Annotated in this window: 14 protein-coding genes; 7 read left to right on the top strand and 7 right to left on the bottom strand. The window is 71.0% G+C overall.

Going from position 1 to position 17,916, the window contains the following annotated elements; all coding sequences use genetic code 11:
• Positions 1–109: 109 nt before the first annotated feature.
• A complete protein-coding gene (locus AB0M39_RS02925; RefSeq protein WP_365359446.1) occupies positions 110–4,237 on the top strand; it encodes an FG-GAP-like repeat-containing protein in 4,128 nt (1,375 codons plus the stop codon).
• Positions 4,238–4,327: 90 nt separating this feature from the next.
• Here AB0M39_RS02925 and AB0M39_RS02920 read toward each other — a convergent pair whose 3' ends face one another.
• Positions 4,328–4,666 carry a hypothetical protein gene (locus tag AB0M39_RS02920; protein WP_365359444.1) on the bottom strand — a complete coding sequence of 113 codons (339 nt, stop codon included), beginning with the start codon at positions 4,664–4,666 and terminating at the stop codon, positions 4,328–4,330.
• A 336-nt stretch (positions 4,667–5,002) separates the two neighbouring features.
• On the opposite strand from AB0M39_RS02920, the gene AB0M39_RS02915 reads away from it, so the two are divergent.
• On the top strand, positions 5,003–5,635 hold the full coding sequence (locus AB0M39_RS02915; protein ID WP_365359761.1) for a response regulator transcription factor: 633 nt from the start codon (positions 5,003–5,005) through the stop codon (positions 5,633–5,635).
• 1 nt (position 5,636) lies between these two features.
• Here AB0M39_RS02915 and AB0M39_RS02910 read toward each other — a convergent pair whose 3' ends face one another.
• The 3 genes from AB0M39_RS02910 to AB0M39_RS02900 all read right to left on the bottom strand — a co-directional run bounded on the left by AB0M39_RS02910 (position 5,637) and on the right by AB0M39_RS02900 (position 10,760).
• Positions 5,637–7,103: an MFS transporter gene (locus tag AB0M39_RS02910; RefSeq protein ID WP_365359442.1), complete on the bottom strand. Its 1,467-nt coding sequence runs from the start codon at positions 7,101–7,103 to the stop codon at positions 5,637–5,639.
• An 89-nt stretch (positions 7,104–7,192) separates the two neighbouring features.
• Entirely contained in the window at positions 7,193–8,437 is a 1,245-nt protein-coding gene (locus AB0M39_RS02905; RefSeq protein WP_365359440.1) for a lipid-transfer protein, read from the bottom strand.
• Between the two features lie 22 nt (positions 8,438–8,459).
• The gene (locus AB0M39_RS02900) at positions 8,460–10,760 is read right to left on the bottom strand and encodes an acyl-CoA dehydrogenase (RefSeq protein ID WP_365359759.1); all 2,301 of its coding nucleotides are present in this window, start codon (positions 10,758–10,760) and stop codon (positions 8,460–8,462) included.
• Positions 10,761–11,012: 252 nt separating this feature from the next.
• Here AB0M39_RS02900 and AB0M39_RS02895 point away from each other — a divergent pair, with 252 nt between their 5' ends.
• The 4 genes from AB0M39_RS02895 to AB0M39_RS02880 all read left to right on the top strand — a co-directional run bounded on the left by AB0M39_RS02895 (position 11,013) and on the right by AB0M39_RS02880 (position 14,823).
• Entirely contained in the window at positions 11,013–11,660 is a 648-nt protein-coding gene (locus AB0M39_RS02895; protein ID WP_365359756.1) for a class I SAM-dependent methyltransferase, read from the top strand.
• 23 nt (positions 11,661–11,683) lie between these two features.
• On the top strand, positions 11,684–12,646 hold the full coding sequence (locus tag AB0M39_RS02890; RefSeq protein ID WP_365359438.1) for an N-acetylmuramoyl-L-alanine amidase: 963 nt from the start codon (positions 11,684–11,686) through the stop codon (positions 12,644–12,646).
• Between the two features lie 145 nt (positions 12,647–12,791).
• Positions 12,792–13,625 (top strand): hypothetical protein, encoded by an 834-nt coding sequence (locus tag AB0M39_RS02885; protein ID WP_365359436.1) that lies wholly within the window; start codon positions 12,792–12,794, stop codon positions 13,623–13,625.
• Between the two features lie 187 nt (positions 13,626–13,812).
• On the top strand, positions 13,813–14,823 hold the full coding sequence (locus tag AB0M39_RS02880; protein ID WP_365359434.1) for an LLM class F420-dependent oxidoreductase: 1,011 nt from the start codon (positions 13,813–13,815) through the stop codon (positions 14,821–14,823).
• A 2-nt stretch (positions 14,824–14,825) separates the two neighbouring features.
• Here the strand turns inward: AB0M39_RS02880 and AB0M39_RS02875 are convergent, their stop codons facing one another.
• Complete coding sequence (locus AB0M39_RS02875) at positions 14,826–15,371, bottom strand: hypothetical protein (protein WP_365359432.1); 546 nt, start codon at positions 15,369–15,371, stop codon at positions 14,826–14,828.
• 127 nt (positions 15,372–15,498) lie between these two features.
• On the opposite strand from AB0M39_RS02875, the gene AB0M39_RS02870 reads away from it, so the two are divergent.
• The gene (locus AB0M39_RS02870; RefSeq protein WP_365359430.1) at positions 15,499–15,792 is read left to right on the top strand and encodes a hypothetical protein; all 294 of its coding nucleotides are present in this window, start codon (positions 15,499–15,501) and stop codon (positions 15,790–15,792) included.
• 263 nt (positions 15,793–16,055) lie between these two features.
• On the opposite strand, the gene AB0M39_RS02865 is transcribed toward AB0M39_RS02870, so the two are convergent.
• Together AB0M39_RS02865 and AB0M39_RS02860 are read right to left on the bottom strand one after the other, a co-directional pair.
• On the bottom strand, positions 16,056–17,141 hold the full coding sequence (locus AB0M39_RS02865; RefSeq protein ID WP_365359428.1) for a prenyltransferase: 1,086 nt from the start codon (positions 17,139–17,141) through the stop codon (positions 16,056–16,058).
• Complete coding sequence (locus AB0M39_RS02860; protein WP_365359425.1) at positions 17,138–17,899, bottom strand: class I SAM-dependent methyltransferase; 762 nt, start codon at positions 17,897–17,899, stop codon at positions 17,138–17,140. Before AB0M39_RS02860 ends, AB0M39_RS02865 begins: the two co-directional genes overlap by 4 nt.
• Between the last annotated feature and the right edge of the window lie 17 nt (positions 17,900–17,916).

The following is a 17,916-nucleotide window of genomic DNA, read 5'->3' as shown; positions in this document are numbered from 1 at the left end:
ACCGCCGGCAGTGCTCCTGCCATGACCGAGGCAGCCAGAACGATATGAGCTGACGTCCTCCCGCACGGAGTCGTCGGACACCTGGGCCCTGCCGGACGGCTCCTTCTCCGTGAAGCGCTACGGCACGCCCGTACGGATGCTGCGGGACGGCGCATGGGTCCCGACAGACCCGACTCTCGCCTTCGCGGCGGACGGATCCGTCACGCCCAAGGCGACCACCGTCGCGGTGTCCTTCTCCGGCGGCGGCAACAGTCCGCTCCTATCGGGAGTCAAGGACGGCCGGACGCTGACCTTGAACTGGCCCAGAGCTCTGCCCAAGCCGACTCTGAACGAGAACGTGGCCACGTACGCCGATGTGCTGCCCGGCGTCGACCTACGGCTGAAGGCTGAGGTCGAGGGCTTCTCGCAGCTGCTGGTCGTGGGGTCCGCCGAGGCTGCGAAGCACCCGGAACTGGCGAGTCTCAAGTACAAGTTGGACACCGTCGGGCTGAACGTGTCCACGGACGCGGAGACCGGCAGCGTCACCGCGGTGAATCCTGCTGGGGAGACGGTGTTCACCAGCCCGACCCCGCTGATGTGGGACTCCACCACGGTCGCCTCGGGCCCCGCCTCCAAGGCGGCCAGGACGGCTCAGGCGGGCAACGCAGGCGACGCGGGCGAGGGGGAGACGCCCGGCGACGCCTTCGAGCCGGCTCCTGGCGCACAGGACGCGCAGATGCCGGCCACGGTGAGCGGCGACGTCCTGGAGATCAAGCCCGACCAGGCCCTGTTGACCGGGTCGGACACCAGGTACCCGGTGTACATCGACCCCTCCTGGGCCTGGGGGAAGAGGCAGAACTGGACCCGGGTCTACAAGAAGTACCCGAACACGTCCTTCTGGAACACGAAGGAAGTCGTCCGGGTCGGCTACGAGAACGAGACGAACGGGTTGTCCCGGTCGTTCTTCCAGCTCGACACCAGCAACATCAAGGGCACACAGGTCAAGTCCTCCACCTTCCGGATCAAGAACACCTGGTCCTGGTCGTGCCAGGACCGGCCGGTCCAGCTGTGGCACGTCGGCTCCATCTCGTCCAAGACGACGTGGAACAAGCAGCCCTCCAAGCTCGGCGGGCGCCCGCTGGCCACGGTCGACGACGCCAAGGGATGGAGCAAGGACTGCGCGGCCGGCAACCTGGAGTTCGACGCCACGGCCAAGGTCCGTGAGGCCGCCTCCAAGAAGTGGTCCAGCCTCAACCTCGGCCTGTTCGCCGAGAACGAGAGCGACACCTTCGGCTGGAAGAAGTTCGACGCCAAGACCGCCGTCCTGGAGACGAAGTACAACAACCCGCCGAAGACGCCCAGCAGGCTCGGCACCAACCCCAGGACCTCGTGTGCGAGCGGCGGGCTGATCGGCAACGCCCGGATCAGCGTCCACGCCACCATCGACGACAAGGACGCCGGCAACCTCACAGCCGAGTTCCAGGTCTTCAAGTCCGGCGCCGACACCCCTGCCGTGACTCAGTCCATCCCGGCGGCCAAGGGCAAGGTCTCCACCCTCGTCGTCCCCGACGCCGACCTGCCGACCGGCGGCTACACCTGGAGGGTACGAGCCAAGGACGGCGACGGCGCCTACTCGAGCTGGTCGACGACCTGCACGTTCACGGTCGACCGCACCCGGCCGAGCAAGCCTCCCGTGATCGCTTCCACGGACGGAAAGTACCCGCCGGGCGACAACGGCTGGCCGCAGAACACCGGGAAGGCCAGAGAGACCGGTGCGTTCACGTTCGCGCCCAACGGCGTCGCCGACGTGGACCACTACACCTGGTGGACCGACTACGACCCGGGCGTGAACAGCGCCAAGCCCGGCGTCCCGGTCACGGTGAGACCCCCGGGGTACGGTCCGCACTTCGTCTACGCCTTCAGCACGGACAAGGCGGGCAATCGGTCGGACACGGCCAGCTACCTCTACTACGCCGGAAGGTCACAGGAACGGGACGGTCCGACGGACCTGAACGGCGACGCCAACAGCGACATCTGGAGCGTCGACTCGAACGGCACTCTGCTCACCTACGCGGGTCAGGGCAACGGCGAGTTCACGGCCGCCACCAACGGCGGCAACTCCTTCGCCGACGGCGTGGTCGCCTCCCGCGGCGACTGGGGCGTCGACGGGTACAACGACCTCGTCGCGCTCGAGTACAAGGACACCGAACAGAAGAAGAAGCTCAGGACCTATCCCAACGACGGAAGCGGCGTGGTCAGCGACGACTACACCGAGCTCACCGTCGCCTGCCCCGTCAAGGACCCGGACGCGGGCTGCGACTTCGGCGACGAGTGGACCGGCGACGATCACTGGCACAACGCCGAGCAGATCGTCGCAGCCGGCGACCTCAACGGCGACACCCAGCCCGACCTGCTGGTGAAGCAGGGCAAGCAGCTCTGGGCGTACTACGGCAACCGCGCGGACCACACGCTGGACGCCATCCGCGAACCCGTCCTGGTCGGCGGCGGTGACTGGGACAAGTTCACCGTCATCGTCCCCGGCGATCTCAACGGCGACAAGATCCCGGACCTCTGGCTGCGCGACAACTCCACGGGCGACGTCCTGCGCACCTACGGCGACAAGGGCCCTGACGGCCGGGTCGATCCCACTACCTGGGGAAACGCAGCCTCACGAGTGAAGATCGGCAGTGGGTTCTCCTCCGCCTCGTACCCGGCGCTGGGTTCGGTCGGCGACATCACAGGAGACGGCATCGCCGACCTGTGGGGCCGCAAGACGGACAACACCATGGTCGGCTGGAAGGGCCAGGTGTCCGGTACGACGTTCTCCTACTCCGCCCCGTTCACCATCGACGGCATCGCGGGCGGCTCCCGGATCCCGGCCGGCACCACCCTCACCGGGGGCAAGTCGTTCGTCTCCCGCTCGGCCAAGCTCACCATGCAGGAGGACGGCGACCTCGTCATCACCTCCAACGCCGGCAAGCCGTTGTGGTCGACGAAGACGGCAGGGAACGTCGGCGCAAAGGCCGTCATGCAGAGCGACGGCAACCTGGTGGTCTACAAGGCCGACGGCGCCACCAAGCTGTGGGAGTCCAAGACCTCCGCGGCTGAGGGCTACGCCCTGCTGCAGGACCGCGGAAACCTCGTCGTCTACAACGTACGGGGTCAGTCCCAGTGGAGCAGCGGCACCGCCGTCCGACGGGACTACAACGGAGACGGCCGCAGCGACCTGGCCGGCTGGTACGACCACGAGAACGGCAGCGACAAGCTGCACACCTTCATGACCAGCTCCGACGGCGGCTTCACAGCACCCCTGGCGTCATGGGGCGCGCCCAAGGACACCTGGTACACGCAGAACATGAAGTACACCACCGGTGACTACAACGGCGACGGCCACGGCGACGTCGCCGTCGTCTACGGATACGAAACCGGCAAGGTCGAGCTGATCACCTTCCTCGGCAAGGTCGACGGCGGCTTCAGCGCGCCGTTCGCCTCCTGGCGCGTCGAGCCGGGTCACTGGACGTTCGACAACATGACCCCGCGCAGCGGCGACTTCAACGGCGACGGACGCGACGATGTGGCGGTCTGGTACGACTTCGACAACGGACGCGACGAGATCATCACCTTCACGGCCAATACGAAGGGCGGGTTCAACAAGCCGTTCTCCGGCTGGGCCGGTGACGAAAAACGGTGGCGGGCGGATCTGAGCAAGTTCGTCATCGGCGACTTCAACGGCGACGGGCGTGACGACTTCGCTGTCCTCCAGGACTACGGGACCTCCGATCAGGTAAAGCTGATCAATTTCACCGCCAAGCCCGACGGCCGATTCAACAGCCCGCAGGAGGCATGGTCGAGCCCCTCCTGGGGCGACTGGAATCAGACCGGCGTCCACGCCGGCGACTTCAACGGCGACGGACGCGACGACGTCGCGGCCTGGTACAGCTACACCGACGGCAGCAACGGAATTTTCACCTTCGTCAGCCTCGGCAATAGCAACGGCTCATTCCAGCCGCCAGTCCCAGCCTGGAAGAAGGGCCCGGGTCATTTCAACTACGACCTGATGAAACTGGTCGCGGGCGACTACAACGGCGACGGACGCGACGACCTGGCTGCTCTCTACAGCTACAAGGACAACAGCGTGAAGTTCTGGACCTGGACCGCGAAGGCCGACGGAACCTTCAACGAGCCGTTCGCCAGCTGGCGGGGCGGCACCACTGGCTGGACCTTCAGCCGGCTGCATCTCCCGGGCCACCACTACTAAGGCACGGAGACCCGCTGCCCGCCCCTGTCGGCCCTCCGCCGCAGGGGTGGGTGAGCTTCGGGCACCCGGGGCCCCTGTCCCCGGTCCGGTCTATTCGTCCTTGACTGGGATGCGGGTGTCGATATTTCGGATGACGACAGTGTCTACCTCCGGCTTGACGTCGAAGTAGTCAGATATCTCGGTCGTGGTGAGAACCGGCGGCACCACGCCGTCCGGGTTCTCCTCGACTACCTTGAGGACGAGCTCGTTCGGCGGCGGGTTGATTCCCGCGTTGTCGCGCTCTAGGCGCAGTCTGAAGCCAGTCGTCGGGCAGGAGAGCTGTCCTGTGACAGTGACTCGCCGCCTGCCACCGCTGTGCAAGGTCGCCACAGCCGTGAAGTTCTGGTCTGTCAGCTTGCATTGAAGCGGGGTCTCTTCTGTGGCGCTCATGGGCGCTCCCTAAGTGAGCTAGGTGCTGGGCTCATTCACTGGGCTCATTCCGTTGCGTGGGCAACCATTCGAGCCTTCCCATCCCGGCCGATCGCCGTGATCGTAGACGTGATGGATCGCATGTCACTTCCCTGGCAGGTTTATCCATCAACTTCGGAATACCGTCTAAGCGGTCAAGGGCAGGGGCCCTTGAGGGTCTGTTTCCCACACCAATTCCAGTGTGTGCCGGTGTCCCTCTCCATGCCACTCGCAACCCGACTGGCCCCGGAAACCCCGCCGTCGGTCCGTCGCAGGGCGGTGGGGTATCCCGGGCCATACCCTTGGCCTGTGGATGAGATGCCCCGAGACCGCCGCCCCGCCAAGTCCGTTCGCGTCCTCCTCGCCGAGGATCAAGGGATGATGCGCGGCGCCCTCGCGCTGCTGCTCGGGATGGAGCCGGACATCGAGGTCGTCTCTCAGGTCGGGCGTGGGGACGAGATCGTCGCCGCCGCGCTCAACTCGCGGCCCGACGTGGCACTCCTCGATATCGAGCTGCCCGGGTGCAGCGGGCTCGACGCCGCCGCCGAGCTGCGGGAGGAGGTTCCCGACTGCCGGGTGCTGATCCTCACCACCTTCGGGCGGCCCGGGTATCTGCGGCGGGCCATGGAGGCGGGGGCAGCGGGGTTCCTCGTCAAGGACGGGCCCGTGGAGGAGCTGGCCGAGGCGATTCGGCGGGTGCTGACCGGGGAGACCGTCATCGATCCCGCGCTGGCCGCCGCCGCGCTGAGCGCTGGGCCGAGTCCGCTCACCGGCCGGGAGCGGGATGTGCTGAACGCCGCCGTGGACGGCGCCACCGTTTCCGACATCGCGTCCGCGCTGCACCTGTCGGAGTCGACCGTACGGAACTACCTGTCGTCCGCCATCGGCAAGACGGGCGCCCGCAACCGCATGGAGGCGGTGCGGGCGGCCCGGCAGCAGGGCTGGCTGTGAGTCAGGCGTCCGTGCGGCGCGGGAGCCAGAGCAGCATCAGGACCGCCGCCGCCAGCAGGACGCCCGTCCCCGTGCGGAACGCCAGCGCGTAGCCCGACGTCAGCGCCTCCGGGCCGGCGCCGCCCGCCGTGCGGGAGGCCGCGACCGTGGAGAGGATCGCGAGGCCCAGCGCGCCGCCCATCGTGCGTGAGGTGTTGATCACGCCCGAGACCAGGCCCGCGTCGCCGGGGGCCGCGCCGGAGGTGGCGAGGGAGGCGAGCGGGGTGGCGGCGAGGCCGACGCCGGCCATCATCAGGATTCCGGGGCCGAGGATCGCCGTGAGAAACGTTCCTTCTGCCGTCATCGTGGACTGCCAGCCGAAGCCGGTCGCGGCGACCAGCGCGCCGAGGACGGCGACGTTCCTGGCCCCGGCGCGGGCCATCATCGGCGGCGCGAGCTTCGAGCCGAGGATGACGCTCGCGGAGGAGGGGATCAGCGCGAGGCCCGCCTCCAACGGCGTGTAGTCCAGCACGTTCTGGGCGTACACCGTCATGAAGAACCACATGGAGAAGGAGGCCGAGCCGCAGACCAGCATCGCCACGTTCGCCGCCGAGACAGCCCGGGTGCGGAACACCTTCAGCGGCATCAGCGGGACCGCGGTCCTCGACTCCACCGCCACGAACAGGCCGAGCAGCGCGAGCCCGGCGAACAGCGGCAGCAGCGTGGCGGACGCGGCCCAGCCGGACTCCTCGGTCTGCACGATGCCGTACGCCACGGCCGCGAGGCCGCCCGTGACCAGCACCGCGCCCGGCAGGTCGAGCCGGCCGCGGTCGCCCGCGCGGCTCTCGACGAGCCAGAGCGCCGCGCCGATCAGCACGAGCGCGCCCACCGGCACATTGATCAGCAGCACCCAGCGCCAGGAGAGCAGGTCGGTCAGGACGCCGCCGACCAGTCCGCCGGCCGCGCCGCCCGCCGCGCCCACCGCCGACCAGGTGCCGATCGCCCGGGTCCGCGCGGGCCCCGGCGGCACGGCGGCCGTCACGATGGTGAGCGTCGCCGGGGCGAGCACGGCGGCGCCCAGCCCCTGCACCGCGCGGGCGGCGAGCAGTTGCCAGCCCTCCTGGGCGAGTCCGCCGGCGACGGACGCGGCGGTGAAGAGCCCGAGGCCGACGAGGAACATCCGCTTGCGGCCGAAGATGTCCGCGGCCCGGCCGCCGAGGAGCATGAAGCCGGCGAACGCGATCGAGTACGCGTTGAGCACCCATTGCAGACCGATCGTGGTGAGCCCGAGGTCGGCGCGCATCGAGGGCAGCGCGACGTTGACGACGGACACGTCCAGCACGACCAGGAACTGGCCCGCGCAGGCGGCGAGGAGGACCGCCCAGGTCCGTGAAGTCCGTTGCGCACGCGCGGTGGAGGCGGGGTCGGTGGTGGATATCGCGGGCTGTTCGGTGTCTTCGGCGTCAGGGGCGTGAACCATGACGGTCATGGTCTCAGCCGCCGATCAGTCCGTACATCCAGATTTCGATGTACGGCAGCCCGCCCGGACCTACCCCCTTGGTCCTAGGACCTCGGGGCCTAGGACCGCCGCAGCACGGTCACCACAGCCGCCCCGCCGAGCCCGATGTTGTGCGCGAGACCCACCCGCGCGCCCGACACCTGCCGGGGGCCCGCCTCGCCCCTCAGCTGCCACACCAGCTCGGCCGCCTGGGCAAGTCCGGTCGCGCCCAGCGGATGGCCCTTGGAGATCAGGCCGCCGGACGGGTTGACCACCCATCGGCCGCCGTACGTCGTCGCCCCGCCCTCCACGAGCTTGCCGGACTCGCCGTCCGCGCACATGCCGAGCGCCTCATAGGTGAGCAGCTCGTTGATCGAGAAGCAGTCGTGGAGCTCGACGACGTCGACGTCCTCGATGCCGAGGCCCGACCCCTCGTACGCCTGGCGCGCCGCCGCCCGCGACATGGGCCTGCCGACCACGTCGACGCAGGAGCCGGAGGCGAAGGACTCCTCGGTGTCGGTGGCCATCGCCTGCCCGGCGATCTCCACGGCCTTGTCGTGCAGCCCGTGCTCGACGACGAACCGCTCGGAGACCACGACGGCCGCCGCCGCGCCGTCGGAGGTCGGCGAGCACTGGAGCTTGGTCAGCGGCCGGTGGATCGACTTCGCGGCGAGGATCTCGTCGACCGAGTAGACGTCCTGGAACTGGGCGTTGGGGTTGTCGGCCGAGTGCCGGTGGTTCTTGGCGGCCACGGCGGCGAGCTGCGCCTCGGTGGTGCCGTACCGCTCCATGTGCTCGCGGGCGGCGTTGCCGAAGATCTGGGCGGTGGGCGGGGACGCCTCGAAGCCGTGGGCGGCGGCCATCACGCCGTAGTGGCGCGCGACCGGCGAGGTCCTCAGGTCGCCGCCACCGGAGGCGCCGCCCGAGCCGCCGCCCGAGGCACCGCTGCCCGAGCCCCCGCCTGCTGAACCCCCGCCCAGGGATCCACGGGCCATCTTCTCGAAGCCCAGGGCGAGCACGCAGTCGCAGATCCCGCCCTGGACCAGCTGCCGGGCCATCATCAGCGCGGTGGCGCCGGTCGCGCAGTTGTTGTTGACGTTGTAGACGGGAATGCCGGTCAGACCGAGTTCGTACACCGCGCGCTGGCCGGCCGTGGAGGGCTGGAAGCAGTAGCCGACGGGCGCCTGCTGCACCAGGTCGTAGGAGACTCCGGCGTCGGCGAGCGCCCGGCCGCCCGCCTCCTTCGCCATGTCCCAGTACTGCCAGTCGCGGGTCTGAGGCTTCTCGAACTTCGTCATGCCGACGCCGACGATGTACGCCTTCATGTCCGTACCCCTTCCGTCTCGTTCAGTCTCGCGGGAGGCCGAGGATGCGCTCGGCGACGACGTTGAGCTGGACCTGGGTGGTGCCTCCGGCGATGGTGAGGCAGCGCGAGAGGAGCAGCTCGTGCACGGCCCGCTCCCCCGCCCCCTCGCGCAGCGCGCCCTCGGGGCCCAGCAGTTCCAGGGCTAGCTCGGCGGTCTTCTGCTGGTGGGCGGTCTGGACGAGCTTGCGTACGGATGCGCCCGCGCCGGGTTCGAGCCCGGACACCTGCCGCATCGTCGTCCGCAGGCCGATGCAGCCCAGCGCGTGCGCCTCGGCGGCCAGCGCGCCGATGCGGGCGCGGTGGGCGGCGTCCAGGCCGGGGGCCTGGGCGAGCAGCGCCTCCAGGCCGGCGCCGAAGGACATCTGGTCGGCCATGTGGACGCGTTCGTTGCCGAGGGTGTTGCGGGCGACTCGCCAGCCGTCGTTCACCTGGCCGACGACCGCGTCCGCGGGCAGGTGAGCGCCGTCGAAGTACACCTCGTTGAAGAGCGAGTCGCCGGTGATCTCCTTGAGCGGGCGGACGTCGACGCCTTCGGTGTGCTTCATGTCGACGACGAAGTAGGTGAGCCCCTTGTGCTTGGGGGCGGCGGGGTCGGTGCGGGCCAGCAGGATGCCGTAGTCGGCCTGCTGGGCCGCGCTCGTCCAGACCTTCTGGCCGGTGACGCGCCAGCCGCCGTCGTCGGTCCGCTCGGCCCTGGTGCGCAGGGACGCGAGGTCGGAGCCCGCGCCGGGCTCGGAGAAGAGCTGGCACCAGAGCAGATCGCCGCGGAGCGTGGGCGGCAGGAAGCGCTCCTTCTGCTCCTCGTCGCCGTACGCGAGGAGCGACGGGATCACCCAGGTCGCGATGGACAGCGGGCTGAGGACGATCCGGGCGCGCGCCAGCTCCTGCTCGACGGCGAGCTGCTGGACGGGTCCGGCGCCGAGGCCGTACGGCGGCGGAAGGTGCGGGGCCGCGTATCCGGAGGGGGCGAGGGCGCGGCGGGCGGCTGCGGGGTCCAGGCCACGGGCGGGCTCGATCGCCGCACGCGCCCGCTCCCGGTGGGCCCTCGCCTCGGCGGGCAGCTCCAGCCTGAGCACGCGCCGGGCGCCGGCGGCCGCGAGGTCGGCGGCCCGCAGCCGGTGGGCGTCTGACGGCCCGAGGAGCTGGCGGGCGACGAGGGCGCGGCGCAGATACAGATGCGCGTCGTGCTCCCAGGTGAAGCCGATGCCGCCGAGGACCTGGATGCAGTCCTTGGCGCAGGAGTAGGCGGCGTCCAGGGCGGCGCCCGCGGCGAGCGCGGCCGTCAGCGAACGGGCCGCCCCTTCCGAGCCCTGGCCGACCTGGCCGACCGGGCCGCCCGATCCAACCGGGTCGCCCGGGCCGTCCACCACCGCGTCCGCCCCGGCCGCCGCATCCGTCTCGCCCATCGCACGGGCCGCGTCCCAGGCCAGCGCCCGCGCCTGCTCGACGCGGACGAGCATGTCCGCGCACAGGTGCTTGACCCCCTGGAACTGCCCGATGGGCCGCCCGAACTGCTCGCGCACCCTGGCGTGCTCCGCGGCCGTCTCCAGGCACCAGGCCGCCGCCCCGCACGCCTCGGCCGCGAAGAGGACGGAGGCCAGGTCCCGTACGAGCACGGTGTCGAGGGCGAGGACCCGCTCGTACGGTACGAGCACGTCGCGGGCGACGACTTCGGCCGTCGGCCGGGTCGGGTCGGCGCTGGCGTGCGCCCGTACGGCGAGCGCCCGCGCGTCGACGACGACCCAGACCGTGCCGCCGTCCACGGCCTCAGACGCCTCAGGTGCCTTAGGCACCTCAGCCCCCACCGCCTCCGCCGCCACCTCCGCGGCGAGCAGCAGCAGATCGGCCTGCGCCCCGGCGAGCACGGGCGGCGCGGCCCCCTCCAGCCGGTAGCCGCCCGGCGCCGGGCGCGCGGTGAGCGTTCCCGTGCCCAGCGCCACGGCCCCGATCCGCGCCCCGGTCGCGAGTTCGGCCGCAAGGTCGGCCCGTCCCGCGCGCCGCAGCGCCTCCGCCGCGAGCACGCTCGGCAGATACGGCCCGGGAAGCGCGGCCCGGCCCGCCTCCTCCAGCACGACGGCCAGATCGAGCAGCGTCCCGCCGCCTCCGTACTCCTCGGGCAGATGGACCCCGAGCAGTCCCAGCTCCGCGGCGCCGACCCAGTACGCGGGCCGTCCGTCGCCGCCAGGGTCGCCGTCGAGCAGCTTGCGCACCTCCTCGGGCGGCACGGCTCGCGCGAGCCAGCCGCGGACGGCCTGGGCCAGCTCCCGCTGCTCCCGGGTCATCCCGATGCCCGCGCCCACGCCCACGCCCACGCCCACGCCCGCAGTCGTGCCCACACCCGCACTCGCCCTCGTGCTCCGGCCCGTGCTCGCCCCTGTGCCCATGCCGATGGCCATGGACGGCAGACTAGAACACGTTTCAATCTGACGGTAGGTCAGATGCAGGGGTTCCGTCGGACTCCCGTACGGCCGTACGGCACCATGGGCGGGCCGGGCGCCCGCGCCGGACGCCCGTACGACCTGGAGGAACCGCCCATGGCCGCCGCCGCCCCCCAGCAGGAGACCCTCGACGCCTTCGAGGCCGCCAAGGGCTTCATGCCCGTGGACGAGGGCCTCGCCCTGTACGCGGCCGCCGTGGAGGCGGGCGCGCTCGGGCTGCCCCTGCTGGAGGTGGGCACCTACTGCGGCCGCTCGACGATCCTGCTCGCCGACGCCGCCCGGGCGACGGGCACGACCGCGGTGACCGTGGACCACCACCGGGGCAGCGAGGAGCAGCAGCCGGGCTGGGAGTACCACGACCCGACCGTGGTGGACCCCGAGGTCGGCCGGATGGACACCCTGCCGACCTTCCGCCGCACCCTGCACCAGGCGGGCCTCGAGGAGCACGTCGTCGCCGTCGTCGGCCGGTCCCCGCAGGTCGCGAAGGTCTGGGGCACGCCGCTCGGCCTGGTCTTCGTCGACGGCGGCCACACCGACGAGCACGCGAACGGCGACTACGAGGGCTGGGCCCCGCACCTCGCCGAGGGCGGTCTGCTCGTCGTCCACGACGTCTTCCCCGACCCGGCGGACGGCGGCCAGGCGCCGTACCGCGTCTACCTGCGGGCACTGGCGTCCGGCGCGTTCACAGAGGTCTCCTCGTGTGACTCGCTGCGCGTCCTGCGCCGTACTGCGCCGGGTCTCTGAACCGTCCGGCTAGCATCGCGAGCGTGTCGTACGACGAGAACCAGCCCTCCGCCCCGAAGCGCCGCCCCCTGCGCGGCAACATCGCCATCGCCCTCGCGGCGCTGGCGCCGACAGCTCTGGCGGGGTGGCTCCTCTGGCAGGCGATGAGCGGCCCGGGGGACAGCGAGCCGCCGAAGGTGCTCCCGCTGCCGAGCGAGCCGGTCACGGCCGGCAAGGGGGGATCGACGGCCTCGGGCGCGTCCTCCCCCGCCGCGTCGGCGACCCCCGCGCCGACGTCGGCTTCGCCGTCCAGCGGGAAGAGCGAGGGCGCCGGACCGCTCGCGGGCAAGGTCGTGGTCGTCGACCCCGGGCACAACCGCGGCAATTTCCAGCACACGAGCGAGATCAACGAGCTCGTCGACATCGGAACCAATCACAAGGAATGCGACACAACCGGCACCTCCACCAATGCCGGCTACACCGAGGCCGAATTCACCTTCGATGTTTCACAACGTCTTCGCACTCTGCTGGAGAAGCAGGGCGCAACGGTCCAATTCACCCACAACAACGACCGGCCTTTCGGGCCCTGTGTGGATGAAAGGGCGCAAATCGGCAATAAAGCAAAAGCCGATGCGGTCGTCTCCGTCCACGCCGACGGCTCGGACGTCGGCCACCGCGGTTTCCATGTGATCCTCCCCGCTCTGGTCAAAGGGGGTGCGGCGGACACCGCCGCCATCGTCGGTCCCTCCCGCGACCTCGGCGAGCGCATTGCCGGAAAGTTCCTGGCTGCGACCGGCAGCGCACCGTCCAACTACGTAGGCAGCGGTACGGGATTGGACGTACGAAAGGATCTGGGCGGGCTGAACCTGTCCACAGTTCCCAAGGTGTTCATCGAATGCGGCAATATGCGTGACCCCAAGGACGCCGCGTTGCTTACCAGCTCGGGCTGGCGGCAGAAGGCGGCCCAGGGATTGGCAGACGGCATCACGAGCTACCTCAAGGGGTAACGGATACCCGGCAGACGCCCGGATCCGTCAGACGATAGATTCACCCCTACGATGGGGAGTCACCCCCGAGCTCCGCGCCGTGCAGCCGCCTGACCGGCGGCAGCGACGACCGCCCCGATGAGACGACCGACGAAGGACTTTTTACGTGAACATCCGCTCCCTCACTCGAGGCGATGGCGTGGTGATCGGAGCAGCGGTGGTGCTGTTCATCGCCTCGTTCCTCGACACGTTCGACTGCTCCGGCAGCAACTGCGACGACGCCCCGACGGCCTGGGACAACGGCCAGCTCCTGCTGGGCCTCTACTTGGCCGGCATCATCGGCGCGGGCCTGATCGTCATCGCGCGCAGCATGCCGCAGCCGGTCAAGGTCATCGGCCTCGACCTCGGCCAGCTCGGCGTCGCCCTGACGCTCTTCACCGCGTGGAGCGGGCTCGGCGCGATCTTCGACCCGGGCGGCTCGCTGAACGCCGAAGGCTTCAGCCCCGACTCGGGCACCGGCCTGATCCTCGGCTTCATCGCCGCCCTCGCGCTGGCCGCCGGCGCGGTCTGCAGCCAGCTCGTCCCCGCGTTCAAGGCTCCGCTCATCGGCGCTCCGCGTCCCGCGGCCCCGCAGCCGTACGGCGCGCAGCCCGGCGTCGCGGGCGGCGGCTACGGCTACCCGGGCGGGCAGCAGCAGCCCTTCAGCCCGCAGCCGGGGCAGCAGCAGCCGTACGGCGCCTCGGCGCAGCCCGGCCAGCAGCAGCCCGCTCCGGCGGCGCCGCAGAGCGCGGGCGGCGCCTCGGACTTCACGCCGTTCTGGTTCGCGGTGCCGGTGGCCCGTCCGCTGTACGGCGAGGACGGCTCGCCGTCGCCGATCGCCGAACTCGCGCCCGGTACCTGGTACCTGGCGGTCGAGCAGCGCGGCGCCGGCCTGGTGGCCCAGACGCAGGACGGCCGTCGCGGCGTGCTGCAGGACACCACGGGTATCCAGCGCGGCTGATCCACGCACCTCGCATCGCGGCCCCTCGCCCTTCCGGGCGGGGGGCCGTTGCCGTGTCCCGGGGATTGTCGGGTCGCCCCCGTGCCCGGCGGCCACCGCCGCCGCTCTTCCCGACGGAGGGACCGCTGACGTACCCTGACGCACCGTCAGATACGCACGGGCTCACCGGCGGAGAGGGCTGGCTGGCATGCGACTGGGACTCACGCTCGGCTACTGGGGTCGCGGCCCCGACCCCGGCCATCTCGAACTCGCCCGCGAGGCCGAGCGGTTGGGCTACGACTCGGTGTGGACCGCCGAGGCCTGGGGGTCGGACGCGTTCACCCCGCTCGCCTGGATCGCCGCGCGCACCTCCCGGATCCGGCTCGGCACCGGCGTCGCGCAGATGGCCGCCCGCACCCCGACCGCCACCGCGATGCACGCGCTCACGCTGGACCACCTCTCCGGCGGCCGGATGATGCTCGGGCTGGGGCTGTCGGGGCCGCAGGTGGTGGAGGGCTGGTACGGCCGGCCGTTCCCCAGCAGCCCGCTGACGGCGACCCGGGAGTACGTGGAGGTGATCCGCCAAGTCCTGCGCCGCGAGGGGCCCGTCGAGCTGGCGGGCCGGTTCCACTCCCATCCGTACGCAGGGGCGGACGGCAGCGGCCTCGGCAAGGCGCTGAAGCCCATCACGCACCCGCTGCGCGCCGACCTCCCCCTTCTGCTGGGGGCCGAGGGGCCCAAGAACATCGCACAGACGACCAAGATCGCGGACGGCTGGCTGCCGCTGTACTGGTCGCCGATGCGCACGGACGTGTACGCGGCCTCGCTCGCCGACCTCCCGAAGGACTTCGTCATCGCGCCGATGGCCCGCGCCAAGGTCTGCGACGACGTAGCGGAAGGGTTGCTTCCGGTGAAGGCGATGCTCGGCTTCTACATCGGGGGCATGGGCCACGCGGCCCGCAACTTCCACGCCGACCTGATGGCGCGCATGGGGTTCGAGGGCGAGGCCCGCCGGATCCAGGCGCTCTTCGCCGAGGGCCGCAAGGAGGAGGCGGTGCTCGCGGTCCCCGACGCGTTCGCCGACGAGATCTCCCTGGTCGGGCCGCGCGAGCGGATCGCGGAGCGGCTGGAGTCCTGGCGGAGGGGCCCGGTCACCGATCTGCTGGTGACCGCGCCCGACGTGCGGACGCTGCGCGTGCTGGCCGAGCTGAACGCGTAGCGCTACTGGGTGAGCTGGGACAGCGGCGGCACCTTGTCGGTGACCTCCGCGCCGGCGCTCTGGCCCGCCTCCTTCACGTCCTTGATGACCGACTCGAAGCTGCCGACGTCGGCCGCGCTCACCTCGCCGTCGCGCAGCTTGGCGCCGAAGTTCTTCAGGGACTCGATGCCGACGACCAGCGGGGCCACGGCCTTGGACAGCAGCTCGTCGCCCTGCGCGTTGGCCACGGCGGCCTTGAGCCTGTTGTACGCGAACGCGCCCGCGAGTCCCGCCTTGACCAGGGCGAACGTCCGGCCCTCCGCGCCCTTGGCGAACTTGCCGTCCCGGTAGGGCTTCACGATCCACTGGTACGTCGCTCCGGCGGCGAGGCTCGCGTTGGCGACGAACCGGGTCTTCGCGAACTTCTGCGCCTCCGTCGAAGCGGTCGGCGACGCCGTCGACGCCGGGTCCCCGCCGCTGTCGTCTCCGCACCCGGTGGCGCCGACCAGCAGGGCGCAGGCGAGCACGAGGGCGACGACCGCGCGGCGTATCGGAGCGGAAGCGGGCATGGCGGACCTCCTTGGGCTGTCAGCGTCAGCCTCTCGCCGGGTGCGCCGGGCGACCACTCGGGCAGAGCCGAACGGGTTTTCACATGCTCACATGTTTCACACGCTCACAACCGGCAACCCGATGGCTATGGCTACTCGTCATCGCAATGGAACGAATCAGGCCGCGACGGTCATCGTCATCGTCGCGGACGTCATGGCCGTCGTCATCGGCCTCTGGATCCTGATGTACCTGCTGGACGCCAACCGGGCCAACGACCTGGTGGGCTTCGTCCAGGACACGGCACGCTGGCTGGCGGGCTGGTCCTACGACCTGTTCACGTTCGACGCGGCGTGGGCGCGGGTGGTGGCGGGGTACGGGCTGGCGGCGGTCGTGTACCTCTTCGTGGGGCACGCGGTGGCGGGACGCCTGAGGAGGCACTAGGCGCCACCGCCCCTCGGGGCTCCGCCCCGCGCCTCAATCGCCGGCGGGGCTGAAAGTCCAGCCCGTCCGGCGATTGAGGACAGGCCCGCGGGGCGTCCCCGGCACCCCGGCACGAGGCACAGCCCCGATCGCCGCCCCCCTCGGGGCTCCGCCCCGAACCCCGCGCCTCAAGCGCCGGCGAGGCTGAAATGGCCTCCCCCTCGAACACCGGCGGGGCCGAAAATCCAGCCCGTCCGGCGATTGAGGACACCGGCCGCGGGGGGTCAGCCGCAGCACTCCCCCGTCATCCCCCTCGGCAGGCGTTCCCCGCCGAAGACCGCCACCGTCGCCTCGTCGCCGCCGAGGGCCGCGACGGCCAGGAGGAGGGAGCCCGCCGTCCAGGTGGTCAGCTCCTCCGGCCAGAACGCGCGGTTGCCCTCGAAGACGTACCCCGTCCAGTACAGGCCGTCCTCGGCGCGCAGGTGCTGGATGGACTGGAGGATCTCCAGCGCGCGGTCGGACTCGCCCATCGCCCAGAGCGCCAGGGCCAGTTCGCAGCTCTCGCCGCCCGTCACCCACGGGTTGGGCAGCACGCACCGTACGCCGAGGCCGGGCACGACGAAGTCGTCCCAGCGGTCCTCTATGCGGGACTTGGCCTCCACGCCCGTCAGCGCGCCGCCGAGGATGGGGTAGTACCAGTCCATGGAGTAGTGGTTCTTGTCCAGGAAGCGCTCGGGGTGCCTGCGGATCGCGTGGGCGAGCGCGCCCGCCGCGAGCTCCCAGTCGGGCTGCGGCTCCTCGCGTTCCTCCGCGATCGCCAGGGCGCAGCGCAGCGCCTGGTGGATCGAGGAGCTCCCGGTCAGCAGCGCGTCGTCGACCGGTGTGCCGTCCGGCTCGCGCTTCCAGCCGATCTGGCCGCCGGGCTGCTGGAGCCCCAGCACGAACTCGATCGCCGCGTAGACCGCGGGCCACGACCGGTCGAGGAAGGCGTCGTCGCCGGTGGCGAGGTAGTGGTGCCAGACGCCGACGGCGATGTACGCGCAGAAGTTGGACTCCCGCCCGCGGTCGGTGGGCCGGTCCGCCTCGCCGTCGTGGTAGGCGGCGTACCAGGACCCGTCGCCGTTCTGGTGCCGCAGCAGCCAGTCGTACGCACGGGCCGCCGCCTCGTGCTCGCCGGCCGCGTCGAGCGCCATCGCGGCCTCGGTGTGGTCCCACGGGTCGAGGTGGTGGCCGCGGAACCACGGGATCGCGCCGTCCTCGCGCTGCGCGGCGAGGATTCCGGCGACGGTCGCGGCGGCCTGCTCGGCGGTCAGGACCCCGGGCAGGACGAGGTGCTCGGTACGGCCCTGGCCGCGCCTGGACAGGGTCACTTGACCGCCGCCGCGGACTCGGACCGCTCCTCGCCCAGCGAGGGGGTGTGCGGCTTGGTCGCGTACGCCACGAAGCTCTTGCCGACGACCGGGTTGAGCGCCTGCTCGGCGAGCCGGGTGAGCAGCGGCTTCTTCATGATGTCCCAGACCAGCAGCTTGTGGTACGCCCGTACCGGCAGTGCCTTGTCGTTGTCGACTCCGAACGCGCACTTGAGCCACCAGTAAGGGCTGTGCAGGGCGTGCGCATGGTGGGTGCCGTACGGCTTGAGGCCGGCTTCCCGCATTCTGCCGAGCAGCTCGTCGGCCTTGTAGATGCGGATGTGGCCGCCCTCGACCTCGTGGTAGGCGTCGCTGAGCGCCCAGCAGATCTTCTCGGGGCCGTACCGCGGGACGGTGACGGCGATCCGGCCGCCCGGCCTGAGGACCCGCACCATCTCGGCGAGCACTCCCTTGTCGTCCGGGATGTGCTCCATGACCTCGGAGATGATCACGACGTCGAAGGACTCGTCGGGGAAGGGGAGGTTGAGCGCGTCGCCCTCCATGGCGGTGGCGCTCGCCCCCTCGGGGGCCTCCCCCGCCTCCTTCATCGCGGCGAACCACTTGGCGACCTCGCGGATCTCCTCACCGTTCTGGTCGAGGGCCACGACCTGGGCGCCGCGCCGGTAGCACTCGAACGCGTGCCGGCCTGCGCCGCAGCCCAGGTCGAGCACGCGATCGCCGGGGGCGAGCGGGAAGCGGGTGAAGTCGACGGTCAGCACGGGGGTCTGCCTTCCTG

The organism is Streptomyces sp. NPDC051907, from assembly GCF_040681075.1.
Taxonomy (GTDB): Bacteria; Actinomycetota; Actinomycetes; order Streptomycetales; family Streptomycetaceae; genus Streptomyces.
Note: the sequence above shows the minus strand (reverse complement) of the source record. Positions and strands in the feature narration are given on the sequence as shown.

Excerpts from the sequence above, each read along its gene's own strand:
- AB0M39_RS02920 (WP_365359444.1), bottom strand. The coding sequence starts at position 4,666 with ATGAGCGCCACAGAAGAGACCCCGCTTCAATGCAAGCTGACAGACCAG.
- AB0M39_RS02915 (WP_365359761.1), top strand. The coding sequence starts at position 5,003 with ATGCCCCGAGACCGCCGCCCCGCCAAGTCCGTTCGCGTCCTCCTCGCC.
- AB0M39_RS02910 (WP_365359442.1), bottom strand. The coding sequence starts at position 7,103 with ATGACCGTCATGGTTCACGCCCCTGACGCCGAAGACACCGAACAGCCC.
- AB0M39_RS02905 (WP_365359440.1), bottom strand. The coding sequence starts at position 8,437 with ATGAAGGCGTACATCGTCGGCGTCGGCATGACGAAGTTCGAGAAGCCT.
- AB0M39_RS02900 (WP_365359759.1), bottom strand. The coding sequence starts at position 10,760 with ATGACCCGGGAGCAGCGGGAGCTGGCCCAGGCCGTCCGCGGCTGGCTC.
- AB0M39_RS02895 (WP_365359756.1), top strand. The coding sequence starts at position 11,013 with ATGGCCGCCGCCGCCCCCCAGCAGGAGACCCTCGACGCCTTCGAGGCC.
- AB0M39_RS02880 (WP_365359434.1), top strand. The coding sequence starts at position 13,813 with ATGCGACTGGGACTCACGCTCGGCTACTGGGGTCGCGGCCCCGACCCC.
- AB0M39_RS02875 (WP_365359432.1), bottom strand. The coding sequence starts at position 15,371 with ATGCCCGCTTCCGCTCCGATACGCCGCGCGGTCGTCGCCCTCGTGCTC.
- AB0M39_RS02870 (WP_365359430.1), top strand. The coding sequence starts at position 15,499 with ATGGCTACTCGTCATCGCAATGGAACGAATCAGGCCGCGACGGTCATC.